This window comes from Methylosinus sp. H3A (genome assembly GCF_015709455.1).
Taxonomy (GTDB): Bacteria; Pseudomonadota; Alphaproteobacteria; order Rhizobiales; family Beijerinckiaceae; genus Methylosinus.
Genome location: NZ_JADNQW010000005.1, coordinates 1,853,052 through 1,865,145, shown reverse-complemented (window position 1 = coordinate 1,865,145; position 12,094 = coordinate 1,853,052). Strand labels below are relative to the sequence as shown.

At 64.9% G+C, this 12,094-nt stretch carries 11 protein-coding genes; 6 read left to right on the top strand and 5 right to left on the bottom strand.

Features of this window, described 5'->3' with window-relative positions; genetic code table 11:
- The first annotated feature begins 117 nt into the window (after nucleotides 1–117).
- Nucleotides 118–1,782, top strand: coding sequence for an acyl-CoA dehydrogenase family protein (locus tag IY145_RS11690; protein ID WP_196408373.1), 1,665 nt, complete (start codon nucleotides 118–120; stop codon nucleotides 1,780–1,782).
- 184 nt (nucleotides 1,783–1,966) lie between these two features.
- Here IY145_RS11690 and IY145_RS11685 read toward each other — a convergent pair whose 3' ends face one another.
- Nucleotides 1,967–2,500 carry a hypothetical protein gene (locus IY145_RS11685; protein WP_196408372.1) on the bottom strand — a complete coding sequence of 178 codons (534 nt, stop codon included), beginning with the start codon at nucleotides 2,498–2,500 and terminating at the stop codon, nucleotides 1,967–1,969.
- Here IY145_RS11685 and IY145_RS11680 point away from each other — a divergent pair.
- On the top strand, nucleotides 2,480–2,944 hold the full coding sequence (locus tag IY145_RS11680; protein WP_196408371.1) for a host attachment protein: 465 nt from the start codon (nucleotides 2,480–2,482) through the stop codon (nucleotides 2,942–2,944). The two genes, IY145_RS11685 and IY145_RS11680, sit on opposite strands and share 21 nt — an antisense overlap.
- A 54-nt stretch (nucleotides 2,945–2,998) precedes the next feature.
- Here the strand turns inward: IY145_RS11680 and IY145_RS11675 are convergent, their stop codons facing one another.
- Entirely contained in the window at nucleotides 2,999–3,847 is an 849-nt protein-coding gene (locus tag IY145_RS11675; RefSeq protein ID WP_246721983.1) for a transporter substrate-binding domain-containing protein, read from the bottom strand.
- Between the two features lie 112 nt (nucleotides 3,848–3,959).
- On the opposite strand from IY145_RS11675, the gene IY145_RS11670 reads away from it, so the two are divergent.
- On the top strand, nucleotides 3,960–5,924 hold the full coding sequence (locus IY145_RS11670; RefSeq protein ID WP_196408369.1) for a glycosyltransferase: 1,965 nt from the start codon (nucleotides 3,960–3,962) through the stop codon (nucleotides 5,922–5,924).
- Between the two features lie 7 nt (nucleotides 5,925–5,931).
- Nucleotides 5,932–6,240, top strand: coding sequence for a ribbon-helix-helix domain-containing protein (locus IY145_RS11665; protein WP_196408368.1), 309 nt, complete (start codon nucleotides 5,932–5,934; stop codon nucleotides 6,238–6,240).
- A 15-nt stretch (nucleotides 6,241–6,255) separates the two neighbouring features.
- Here the strand turns inward: IY145_RS11665 and IY145_RS11660 are convergent, their stop codons facing one another.
- Nucleotides 6,256–6,729: a hypothetical protein gene (locus IY145_RS11660; RefSeq protein ID WP_196408367.1), complete on the bottom strand. Its 474-nt coding sequence runs from the start codon at nucleotides 6,727–6,729 to the stop codon at nucleotides 6,256–6,258.
- Nucleotides 6,730–6,877: 148 nt separating this feature from the next.
- On the opposite strand from IY145_RS11660, the gene IY145_RS11655 reads away from it, so the two are divergent.
- A complete protein-coding gene (locus IY145_RS11655; RefSeq protein ID WP_196408366.1) occupies nucleotides 6,878–9,196 on the top strand; it encodes an ATP-dependent helicase in 2,319 nt (772 codons plus the stop codon).
- Between the two features lie 334 nt (nucleotides 9,197–9,530).
- Complete coding sequence (locus IY145_RS11650; protein ID WP_246721982.1) at nucleotides 9,531–10,076, top strand: transcription termination/antitermination protein NusG; 546 nt, start codon at nucleotides 9,531–9,533, stop codon at nucleotides 10,074–10,076.
- Nucleotides 10,077–10,221: 145 nt separating this feature from the next.
- On the opposite strand, the gene IY145_RS11645 is transcribed toward IY145_RS11650, so the two are convergent.
- Complete coding sequence (locus IY145_RS11645; protein WP_210332658.1) at nucleotides 10,222–10,719, bottom strand: hypothetical protein; 498 nt, start codon at nucleotides 10,717–10,719, stop codon at nucleotides 10,222–10,224.
- On the bottom strand, nucleotides 10,716–12,077 hold the full coding sequence (locus IY145_RS11640) for an O-antigen ligase (RefSeq protein ID WP_196408365.1): 1,362 nt from the start codon (nucleotides 12,075–12,077) through the stop codon (nucleotides 10,716–10,718). The genes IY145_RS11645 and IY145_RS11640 overlap by 4 nt, the downstream gene beginning before the upstream one ends.
- Nucleotides 12,078–12,094: the final 17 nt, after the last annotated feature.

The window sequence follows — 12,094 nt, the reverse complement described above, 5'->3', positions numbered from 1 at the left end:
CCGCTCCGGCCCCGCCGACGCGAGCGGCGGTTGCGTCCTCCCGCAATTGACGGCATTTAGAAAAAATCCTGTCACCCCCCGGCCCCGCCGGGCCTGTCCCAGAAAGAGCGAGAGAGAATGAGCGCTACCGAGACCACCTCCACGACCTGGCTGCCCGAGGCGCAGGCGGCTTTCGCCTCCGTGGAGGCGCTCTATGGGCAAGCGCTCGACGCCGTCCGCGCCCGCGTCACCAAGGACGGCAAGCTCTCCAATGAGCTGATCGAGACCGAGCAGCACGCCGCCCACGGCCTCTCCTGGTTCGCCACCTATGTGCAGGGCCTGCGCGAGCTGCTCGCCTACGCCGACCGCCTCTCTTCCGAGGGCGCCTATGGCGAGGTGGAGAATCTCCTCACCCGCATCGGCTTCGCCGAATATCTGGCGCAGGTCTTCGGCGGCATTCCGATGAGCCAGGGCGAATTCGTCCGCCTCTCGGATTTCGGCCTCACGCCGGAGCAGGTCGCCGCCCGCCGCATTCCCGAGGTCGACCGGCTGATCGCCTCCGGCAATACCGCGCCCAACCGCGCCCGTCTCGCCGAGTTGATCGACCATAATGGCGCCGCGGAGACGATCGGCGCCACCGGCCTCGACGAGACGCTGGAGGCCATCCGCAGCGAGATGCGCAAATTCGCGTCCGACAATGTGACGCCGCACGCCCATGAATGGCATTTGAAGAACAACTATATTCCGCTGGAGGTCATTTCCGGCCTCGCGGAGCTGGGCGTCTTTGGCCTCACCATTCCGGAGGAATATGGCGGATCGGGCCTCGGCAAGATCGCCATGTGCGTCGTCTCGGAGGAGCTGTCGCGCGCTTACATCGGCGTCGGCTCGCTCGGCACGCGCTCGGAGATCGCGGGCGAATTGATCCTCGTCGGCGGCACGGAGGAACAGAAGCACAAATATCTGCCCAAGATCGCCACCGGCGAAATCCTCCCCACCGCCGTCTTCACCGAGCCGAACAATGGCTCCGACCTCGCCAATCTGCGCACCCGCGCGACGCGCGAGGGCGACGTCTACAAGGTCGTCGGCAACAAGACCTGGATCACCCATCCGGTGCGCGCCGATGTGATGACGCTGCTGGTCCGCACCAACCCCAATGAGAAGGGCTATAAGGGCCTCTCCATGCTGCTGGCCGAAAAGCCGCGCGGCACGGATGAGAATCCCTTCCCGGCCAAGGGCATGACCGGCGGCGAGATCGAGGTGCTCGGCTATCGCGGCATGAAGGAGTTCGAGATCGGCTTCGACAATTTCGAGGTGCCGGCCGAAAATCTTCTGGGCGGCGAGGAGGGCAAGGGCTTCAAGCAGCTGATGGAGACCTTCGAATCCGCCCGCATTCAGACGGCGGCGCGCGCGCTCGGCGTCGCCCAGGCGGCGCTCGATCTCGGCCTGCGCTACGCCAAGGAGCGCGTGCAATTCGGCAAGCCGCTGTTCGCCTTCCCGCGCGTCTTCGACAAGATCGTCACCATGGCGATCGAGATTCACATCGCCCGCCAGATCACCTATTTCGCCGCCCGCGAGAAGGACGAAGGCAAGCGCTGCGATCTCGAGGCCGGCATGGCCAAGCTGCTCGGCGCGCGCGTCGCCTGGGCGGCGGCGGACAATGCGCTGCAGATTCACGGCGGCAATGGTTTTGCCCTGGAATATCCGGTCTCCCGCGTCCTCTGCGACGCGCGCATCCTCAATATTTTCGAGGGCGCGGCGGAGATTCAGGCGCAGGTCATCGCACGGCGTCTGCTGGAAGGCTGAGCACTTTCTCTCCCTCTCCCCGCGTGTGCGGGGAGAGGGCCAGGGTGAGGGGCTCGGGGCATGAGCCACGATAAGGAAAACGCCCCGAGCCCCTCATCCTCACCTTCTCCCCGCGCGCGGGGAGAAGGAAGGCGGCAAAGGCAGCGCGAACGGACCGAGGTGAGCGAACCGCGATGCGCCCCGCTCATTTTTCAAAGTCGATTTTCCATTTGCCTGTGGCGAAGCGCGCGAAGGCCTTTTTCTGCTCGCCGATCCCGAGACGCGTGATTTCGATCGTTTCCTTGTCGATCCAGCGCACGACCTCCCAACCGCCCATCAGTTGCGCCTCCAGCTCTCGCGACGGCGGAAAGCGATCGAGCCGCCACACGCCAAACGGGCTTTCGGCCGATCCAGGCTCGGTGTCGGCCATTGCGGCGCGCCCCATCGGGAGAGAAGATCGGCCGATCGCCGAGCACGAGCTCCTCGCCGGAGTCCACATAGATTTTTTTATCCGGCAGACGAAAAACAAGATCGAAATCGACAGAAAGAGCAAAACAAACCGCATTATCTTCGTCTCCGCTCGGCCGAAATCTAACGCCCTCGTCTTTTGCAGCGCAACATGCCCGCCCGCCTGAAGCGCGGCAATCGACCACGGTTGTCGTCGCGCCGTGGCGTTCCCAAATGGAGTCGTGTGGGTCTTCAACGAAAGACGAACAACATGACCAATATTGCCGTTCACAATGGGGCCTGGGTTCTGGTCGGCGACGGCCGCAGAGCCCTGTTTCTGCAAAATCACGGCGATCCCGATCTGCTCGACCTGCGCGTCGTGGAGGCGCGAGTGGACGAAAATCCCGCGACGCGCGACCAGGGAAGCGACGCGCCTGGCCGCGTTTACGGCACGGCGGGAGCGCCGCGCAGCGCCGTCGAGAACGCCGATTGGCACGAGCTGGAGAAGGAACATTTCGCCCATCAGATCGCCGAGCGGATCAACACCGCCGCCGAAGCGGGCGAATTGAGCGAGATCGTCATCATCGCCCCGCCGCGTGTGCTCGGCGAGCTGCGCCAGGAGTTGTCACCAAAAGCCAAGAGCAAGGTGAAGGGCGAGCTGGACAAGGATCTGACCCGCCATCCCCTGCCCGAGATCGAAAAGGCCCTCGCGCGCGAGTTCCGCGCGGAAGGATGAGGTTTCGCGTCTCCCCGCCCCTCCCCGCTCACGCGGGCGAGGGAACGGGGCGTCTCAATAAGGCCCCACCGGAAAATATTTGAGATAGAGCTCCGTATAGGCGCCCTTCTGGGCGACGCGCGCCAGCGCGTAATCCAGCGCGCGGCGCAGCGCGTTATTGTTCTTCTTCACTGCTATGCCGACGCCGTCGCCGAAAAAGGTCGGATCCGAATAGGGCCCGTCCTTGAACATGCAGCAATCGGCGGCGTCCGCGCCATTGAGCCAGAAGGAGAGCGAGATGGCGTCGCCGAACATCGCATGGGCGCGGCCCTCCTTCAGCGCGCTGCGCGCCTGTTGCGCGCTCGGATAGGTCGCGAGAGTCGAGGCGGGAAAGAAATTCCGCAGAAAAGCCTCATGCGCGCTGTCGGCGGCCACCGCGATGGTGCGGTCGGCGAGCGCGGCGGGCGTCGCGCCGGGCAGCACCGAATCCTTGCGAACGACGAAACGGCCGGGCGTCGTGTAATAGGGCGCGGTGAAGTCGAGCTTCTTGCGCGCCTCGGCGGTGATGGCGAAAGAGGCGATGGCGGCGTCGCCCGCGTTCTCGTCCAGCGCTGCGATCAACGTGTCCCAGCGCCGGCGCTGGATGGTGCAGGGAAGCTCGAGCTCCTCGCAAATGGCGCGCGCCAGATCGACGTTGAAGCCGGCGATCGCGCCGTCCGGCAGGGCGAAGTCGAAGGGCGGGTAATCATCCTCTGTGAGAAAACGGATTTGCTTGAGACCGGCGAGGTCGGGCTTGTCCATTTTGCGCGCCGGATCCCAAAAAGTCGGGGCCGCGGCGACCGCGGTCTCCGCGCGCGCCGACGAGACGACGGACGCCGCCGCAAAAACGAGGGCGACACGCAGAGCGAAGGAGAAGCTTGTCAAAATTTCGCTTCTGCGCCAAGCTTCAGCCATAGTTCTCTTTTCGCAGATCATTCGAGGCCTCGGGAGCGCCCGGCGCGGACGGAGCCCGGCGCGTCGTGGCGGAGATTAGCGTATGAGCGTGAATCCGGTCGATAGGGTTTCGCCGTATCCGCCGGTTCCGCATCGCGACGACAGCTCCGGCTTCGCGCGCCGCCGCGAGGGCTCGACCGAGGCCACGCTCGCCCGCCAGCGCGCGCGCCCGGCGCCGGAGACGCTCGCGCCCGGCGCCGGGCGGCCGCTTCCGCCCGAGATCGCCTTTCTCGCCGCCCATGGCGCGCCGCTGGTCATGCTGCAATATGGCGCGACCATCGCCCGGCGTCAGGACGCCGAGGCCGACGCCGTGCTGATCGCCGAAGGGCTGATCTCCGAGGAGCGCTTCTATCGCATCCTCGCGACGGAGCTGCAGGTTCCCTATCTCGAGGCCCCGCCCGCGCTTGAGCCCTCGGAGAGCCTCGAGCTGGACGCCGCCCGCGGCTACGCCCGTTTCGCCGAGGAGCCGAGGGGGCTGCGCTGGCTGTTCGCGCCGCGCGGCGAGGAGATCGTGAGGCTCGTCGGCGTGACGCGCTCGTCCGCCGGGCGGCCGCTCTTCGCCATCACCGCCCCGTCCTTGTTCGAGGAGGCGCTGCGCCGCTCCTCCGCGCGCCGGCTGGCAGAGGCCGCCGCCTATTCGGTGGAGCGCGTCGAGCCGGAGCTGGCGGCGCGGCGCGCGCTCGGCGACGGCGCTCCGAGCGTCTTCGTGCTCGCCAATCTCTTGCTGCTCGCGGCCTGGCTCGCGCCCACGCCGGCGATCTCATTGAGCGTCTCGACGCTGCTCGCTCTGCTGTTTCTCGCCAATATCGGCCTGCGTCTCTATGTCTGCGCGATGCGCGGGCGGGGCTGCGAGACGGCGCCCGCGCTGGAGGAGCGCGATCTGCCCGTCTATTCGATCGTCATAGCGCTGTATGACGAGGCCGGCGTCGTCCCGCAATTGACCGGGGCGCTCGACGCGATCGACTATCCGCGCGCCAAGCTCGACGTCAAATTCGTCGTCGAACACGACGACGCCGAGACGGCCGCGGCCTTGCGCGCCATGCGTCTGCGGCCGGGCTGGGAGATCATCGTCGCGCCGCCCGGCGAGCCGCGCACCAAGCCGCGCGCGCTCAATGTGGCGACGCCCTTTCTGCGCGGCTCGCTCGTCGCCGTTTTCGACGCCGAGGATCTGCCCGATCCAGCGCAGTTGCGGAAGGCGGCGGCGCTGTTCGCCGTCGCCGACGAAAAGCTCGCCTGCCTGCAAGCGAGCCTCTTCATCCACAATCATCGGCGCGGCTGGGCGACGGCCATGTTCTGCATCGATTACGCCGTATTGTTCGATGTTTTCGACAAGGGCGCCTCGGCAGCCGGCCTGCCCTTTTTCCTCGGCGGCTCCTCCAATCATTTTCGCGTGTCGGCGCTGCGCGCGGTCGGCGCCTGGGACGCCTATAATGTGACCGAGGACGCCGATCTCGGCCTGCGGCTGGCGCGCCGCGGCTATGCGATCCGCACCTTCTCCTCGCGCACGCAGGAGCAGGCGCCGACGCGCTTTTCCGCGCTGGTGGCGCAGCGCGCCCGCTGGATGAAGGGCTGGATGCAGACCGCTCTGGTCCATTGCCGCGACCCGGCCGCTTTTTTCGGCGATCTCGGCGCCCTGCGCGGAGCGGCGACGCTGGCGATTTTCGCAGGCGGCTTCCTCGCGCCGCTCCATGCGCCGATCTTCCTTTGCTTTCTGATCTATGATTTCGCCTTCGGATCGCTGCTGACGCCGACCACGCTCGGCGACGGGCTCGCCAGCGGCCTTTTTTGCCTCGTCGCCTCGAGCGGCGTCGCGGCGAGCGCCTGGCCGCGCCTCGTCGCCATGCAGGACGCCGAAATATTATGGCTCTGGCCCGCGCTGCTGCGCTGGCCGCTGTGGAGCCTCATGCTGGCCCTCGCCTCCTGGCGCGCCTTGCGCGACCTGCGCCTGCGGCCCTTCTATTGGGACAAGACGGAGCATTTTCCGATCGCGGGAGTGCGGAACGGATGAGACCGGAATGACCCGCAGACGCGCCCGCGCGCCTTCGACGACGGCCCCGCCAGCCGCCGCGACGGCGGCCAAGGACGACAAGGCTTCGACGGTCGCCAAACATTCGCTGGTGATCGCCGGCCACAGCACCAGCGTGTCGTTGGAGCGCATCTTCTGGGAGGCGCTGAAGGCGGCCGCCGAGCAGGAGGGCTGCTCGCTCGCCGGCCTCGTCGCGCGGATAGACGCCGGACGCGGCCGCGCCAATCTCTCCTCGGCGCTGCGCGTCTACGCCATGGAGCGGGCGCTCGGCCGCAGTCGGGATACAGACCAAAGGTGACGTTGGTCGGCCCCCTCACTCCACCTTCTTCCAATTCTCCTCGAAATACCCTTCCCCATCGAGCGGCGCGACCTGCTTGCCCGCCCGCGCGGTCTTGCCGACGCATTTCCATTCGTAGATCGTGTCATGGCCGGTCGCGACCATGGGAATGAAATCCGACCCCGGATTCTCCCGGCAATATTGCGTCGCGCCGGGCAGCGAGCGCGCCTTGTTCGCCTTGAAGCAGGGGAGATTGGCGCCGACGACGCAGGCCAGCGTCCGGCCGCCCGAGCAGCGGTAATAGGCCGCCCCCACGGGGAAATCGCTCGCGAGGCCGAAAGCGCGGCGGATCGCCGGCGAGAGAGAGGCCGGAGCCTCATGCGGCGCGGAGCGCGCCCCCGCCGCGCAGAGCTGCGCGGAAGGCCCGGCCGAGGCCGCGGCCGGGGCGGCGAGGGTCGCGAGAAGACCGAAAAGCATAGCGGCGCGGCGGCAGGCCGAGAGCTCGGGCATGGGTTTCTCCCTTGGGAATAGCGGCGCGGCGGGCTTTTCCTCCGTGACAGGCGGCCCTGCGGTCTCCACATTGGGGGCAAATCGCGAATCGGACAATGATTCGCCTTCCGTTCTCCTGTATCCTACGCGTCGAAGGAGCCCCAACGCCTTGTCACGTCCTGCGCCGCCGGAAGATTTCACGCCGCTCGAAGGCGGCATCGCCGCGCGCGCGCTCGCTGGACGCGGGCGTTTTCTGGACGCGCTCAATCCCGAGCAGCGCGCCGCCGTCGAGACGATAGAGGGCCCGCTGCTGGTGCTCGCCGGCGCCGGCACCGGCAAGACGCGCGTGCTGACCACGCGCATCGCGCATATTCTCGGCAGCGGGCGGGCGCGGCCGTGGGAAATCCTCGCCGTCACCTTCACCAACAAGGCCGCGCGCGAGATGCGCGAGCGCGTCGAGACGCTGGCCGGCCCCGGCGCCGAGGCGCTGCAATGGCTCGGCACTTTTCACGCGATCAGCGCGAAAATCCTGCGCCGCCACGCCGAGCTGGTGGGGCTGAAGTCGAATTTCACCATTCTCGACACGGACGATCAAATCCGCCTGCTGAAGCAGGTGCTGCAGGCCGAGAATATAGACGACAAGCGCTGGCCGCCGCGCGGGCTCGCGCATCAGATCGACGCCTGGAAAAACCGCGGCCTCTCACCCGAGCATGTTCCCGCCGGCGAGGCGCAGAGCTTTGCGGACGGCAAGGGCAAGAAGCTCTATGCGCTCTATCAGGAGCGGCTGAAGGTGCTGAACGCCGTCGATTTCGGCGATCTGCTGCTCGAGTCTTTGCGGCTCTTTCGCGAGAATGTGGATGTACTCGACGAATATCGTCAGCGCTTCAAATATATTCTCGTCGACGAATATCAGGACACCAACACCGCGCAATATTTGTGGCTGCGCCTGATCGCGCAGGGCCGGCACAATGTCTGCTGCGTCGGCGACGACGATCAGAGCGTCTATGGATGGCGCGGCGCGGAAGTGGAAAATATTCTGCGCTTCGAGAAGGATTTTCCCGGCGCGAAAATCGTGCGGCTCGAGCGTAATTATCGCTCGACGGGGCATATTCTCGCGGCGGCCTCGCATCTCATCGCGCGCAATGAGGGACGGCTCGGCAAGACGCTGTTCACCGAAGGCGCCGATGGCGAGAAGCCCAGCGTCACCGGCGTGTGGGACAGCGAGGAGGAAGCGCGCGCGATCGGCGAAGATATCGAGCAATTGCAGCGCAAGGGGCATAATCTCGAGGAGATCGCCATTCTCGTGCGCGCGTCTTTCCAGATGCGCGAGTTCGAGGAGCGCTTCATCACGCTCGGCCTGCCCTATCGCGTGATCGGCGGCCCGCGCTTCTATGAGCGGCTGGAGATACGCGACGCGCTCGCCTATCTGCGCTGCGTCGCGCAACCGTTCGACGATCTCGCCTTCGAGCGCATCGTCAATACGCCCAAGCGCGGATTGGGCGACGCGACGCTGCAAGTGCTGCATGAATATTCGCGCCGCGAAAGCGCGCCGCTGATGCAGGCGGCGCGGGTGATCGTCGAGACGGAGGAGCTGAAGCCAAAGCCCCGCGCGACGCTGCGGGCGCTGATCGCCGATTTCGATCGCTGGCGCAATCTCATCGACACGACGCCGCAGAACGAGCTCGCGGAAATGGTGTTGGACGAGTCGGGCTACACGCAGATGTGGCGCGACGACAAGACGCCGGAAGCGGCGGGCCGGCTCGAGAATTTGAAAGAGCTGGTGCGCGCGATGGAGGAATTCCCCGATCTCGCGGGCTTTCTCGAGCATGTGTCGCTGGTCATGGAGACGGACGAGGCCGCCGATCGACAGCGCGTGTCGATCATGACGCTGCATGGCGCCAAGGGCCTCGAATTCGAGACCGTGTATCTGCCGGGCTGGGAAGAAGGGCTGTTCCCGCATCAGCGCTCGCTGGACGACAGCGGCCGCGCGGGATTGGAGGAGGAGCGCCGCCTCGCCTATGTGGGCATCACGCGCGCAAAGCGGCGGCTCAAAATTTTCTTCGCCACCAATCGCCGCATTCATGGCCTGTGGCAGACGACGCTGCCCTCGCGCTTCCTCGACGATCTGCCGGCGGCGAGTGTGGAAGTGACGGAGGCTTCCGGCGGCTCGCAATATGGCTCTTACGGCGTGTCGCGCTTCGCCAATATGGACAGCTATGGCTCGAGCTATTCGACGCCGGGCTGGAAGCGCGCGCAAACCGCGCGCGAGACCGCGTCGAACAAGCCCGCGCGCCGAGCGCCGCCGACGATCGAAGGGGAAGTGCTGGCAAAGTCGTCCGCGAGCTCGCGCTTTGCGATCGGCGCGCGCGTGTTTCACCAGAAATTCGGGCCCGGCACAGTGGCCAATGTCGACGGCAACAAGCTGCAGGTCGATTTCGACAAGGCCGGGCGGAAGATGGTGCTCGAGAGCTTCATCGAGCGAGCCTGACGGGCTTTGCCGCTCGAATCACACCGTTGTCCACAGGCGTTCGCAATTTGCAACACGGGACACAGCCGTATATGATCGCCGCATTGCCTGAACAGAAAGCGGATTGATCATGCCCATTTCCTCTATCGACCAGTCCCTTCTCCAGCTCATCGTCGCGAGTTCATGAAGCGCTCCCGCGTGCAGCCGAATTGACCTCTCGCCGAACGGCGAGCGAAGCGATCGTCATATCCGTCTGCGCCTCAGAACTTGCGTCGCATCGCCTCATTCTGCGCGGGCAATCCGCAGCGGAGCGTGATCCGTCGTCACCGGATCGATGAAGCAGTCGAGGTCCAACATGGTGTCATTCGAAGATAGAGATAATGTCGTCGAAGCCGCTCTCATGCATCGCCAGCGCGGATGGATCGTCGTCAGCACGCAGCCCAATCGTGAGCGCCTCGCTGTCGAAAATCTGATCCGCCAGCGGTTCCACGTCTATTGCCCATGGGTGCTCAAACGCATTCGCCATGCGCGCCGCATGCAAGATGTCTCGCGGCCGCTGTTTCCAGGATATATTTTCGTCGAAATCGCTTCCGATACGCGCTGGGCGCCTATCTCCTCGACATTCGGCGTGAGAGCTCTGGTTCGCTCCGGCGATCAGCCGAGCTTTCTTCCCGGAGATTTCATCGACGATCTCCGAATAAGAGAGATCGACGGCGTGATCGCCAAGCCGGCTCGCCCATTCGAGATCGGCCAGCAGGTGCGCATCGCCGGAGGCGCCTTTCACGACTTCGTCGCGACGGTCATCGACATGGACGAACGTGATCGCATCATCGTTCTCATGGAATTGCTCAGCCGACCGATCAAGGTCAAATTGTCGCTGGCGCAGATCGCCTCCTGCTAGAGCGTTTCCAGCCGAAGCGGACGCCGGTTCGGCGTTGGAAACGCTTCAAAACAAAAGCCGAGAGTCTTTCGGTGTTTCAATGAAACGCCGAAAGATTCTAAGGCGGGGTCGGGAGTTCTCTTCGAGGCGCCGGTCGAAACTCGGTTCACGACGCTCCGCTATCGGCGGATCGACAAGCGGGCACGCCCATCGAAATGAGTTCTTCGCCGGAAATCGATTTGGAGTTGTCGAAATCCGTGCTGTCGAACGCTCCTGACCGGATGACCTTTTCGCGCACGCGCGGGGGGTAGAATGCGAGCATTTCGAGCGAGCCGAGAGCGTCTGGATGTGAATCGCCAGGCAGATGCGCCGCGTGGAACCAGAGTTGCGCCGTCCGCTCCACGCAGACATTCTTCACGCCAAGATAGATCGTGCATGCCGAAGCGCAAACGCCACGAATGGCTTTTGGAGCGCCTTCCGCATTGAGCCGTTGCACATCCGCGACATAGGAGCGCAGATTGCCGCCGGCGTCTCGCGGCGGCGCGATGGATACGCTCTGACATCCCCCAAAGGCGAGAGCGAGGCCGACGACACCGTAACGTCGCGCGTGTAGTCGCCTCGGCGAAGCCCGGCCCGATTGTCTGGAGACGTCCCGAAGACTCATCGATCGTAGACGAATTCCGTTCGCTTCGACGCTTCTTCGGTTCGTCGCGCGACGGAATTCGAGTTCGTGCAGATGATGGCGCAGCACATTGCGAAGACGGCCGCGAGCGCCGACGTCCGCAGCGGATAGTCGATCAGAGAATGCGCGAATAGGAGCCACACGACGATGAGCGCTGCAAATCGTTCTTTTTTCAACGCCGGGTCTTGCTCCTCGAAATTGCGCAAGGCGCTGACGAGCGTCGCGGCGAGCCAACCTGCGATGATCAGCAATCCGACGAGCCCGAGCTCCATCCCCAGTTCGAGAATATCATTATGGGCGTGGTTGACGATCGCCGGGACGATCATGGTCGTCGGCTCGAAGAGCGGATAGACGCGATCGAATGTCCCCAGGCCCGAGCCGAAAGGAAGAAACGCCCTCGTCGCGTCGAAAGAGACCCGAAACACCGTCCAACGCGCATCGGCGGCGACGTTTCCGGAAAATCGGTCGAGTATTTGCGTCAACCCGAAATACGGCGCCAATAGGCTCGTAACAATGAGAGTTGGCGCTATTATGAAATAGGCGCCTACCTTGCCGCCCCTCGCTCCACCGATCCGATCGCTCAGAATGAGCGCATAGGTGAGCGCCGCCGCAGCCGCGCCGAAGAGGAGCGCGGAGCGCGATCTCGTCATCATGAGACCCAGCGCCAAAATCATGAACATGCCGGATATGGCGAGAACGCCATATGTCGAGCGACGCAAGGGAGACCGCTCGAAAACACACGCCGCGAGCGGTATCAGCGAATATAGAGAGGCGGCGGTATGGTTTCGGTTCGCGAAAAACCCGACTCCGGCCAGCGTATCCGTGAAGCGGTAGAACCGGAGCGAGCTTTCGGGCCCTTGCACGATCTGCATGACCTCGAGCAGAACGCTCGCGATCCCGATGAGCGCGGCGAGCATCAGCAGACGCCGCCGTTCATCGGCGCGACACGCCAGGACGCCGAGAAATATCGCGATCGGCGGAGCCAGAGCGAAGGCTACGCTCGACGTCGCCCATGGGCTGATCGATACGCCGAGCCAGGGCAGATCGAGGCCGGCGATCTGATATGTCTCGACGACAGCCCCATGTCCCGGCAGCGCGCGCCAGAGAGCCGGCGGCAAGGGGATGAGTTGCAGGACAGGAACAGCGACGATCACGCCGATGAGCGCGGCGATCCAGCGGCGGCCTTTTAGACTCCGGCCGATTTCCGGCGCGACCAGAGCGAGCAGCGGAAGCGCGGCGAGCTGAACCGCAAAGTCCGAAACGCTGCCTTTATGCGTTGCGCCGCCGAATAGCAGCGACGCCGCTATAGCGGCGCCGCAGAGCGCTTCGATCTTGCGCATGGCGAGACAGCGCTCGC